Origin of the sequence: Campylobacter sp. RM9331 (genome assembly GCF_020137685.1) — a bacterium.
Taxonomy (GTDB): Bacteria; Campylobacterota; Campylobacteria; order Campylobacterales; family Campylobacteraceae; genus Campylobacter_E.
Map to the genome: position 1 here is coordinate 1 of NZ_JACGBA010000072.1, position 352 is coordinate 352.

The 352-nt window shown below is 26.1% G+C and carries 1 protein-coding gene; it reads right to left on the reverse strand.

Going from position 1 to position 352, the window contains the following annotated elements; all coding sequences use genetic code 11:
* Positions 1–99: 99 nt before the first annotated feature.
* Positions 100–273, reverse strand: a complete 174-nt coding sequence (locus tag AVBRAN9331_RS09815; RefSeq protein ID WP_336612938.1) for a hypothetical protein — start codon at positions 271–273, stop codon at positions 100–102.
* Positions 274–352: the final 79 nt, after the last annotated feature.

The following is a 352-nucleotide window of genomic DNA, read 5'->3' on the forward strand; positions in this document are numbered from 1 at the left end:
GCACTAAAGCGAAGTTTATCTAAATCATAATCTTTAGGTAATTTATCATCAAAGTATTTAATTGCATCTAAAGGACTTAGTTTAAAAATATTGCTTAAATCATTCATCATTTAAGCCTTTTAAACTAATATTTGTTAAAACTTGGGCCATTATGTTTTCTAGCTTGTCTTGTTTTATGCCTTGACTAAGTAGCTTATTCATAGCGTCTTCATAAGAATTTGAGTTTTCAAAGACTTTTAAATATTGTTCTTGTAAGTCTTTATCTAAACCCACTACCCAACATCATTATATCTATATTATCCATAGCTTATTTATTTCATTAAAAAAGCTTTTAAAAACATTATTTATCCTG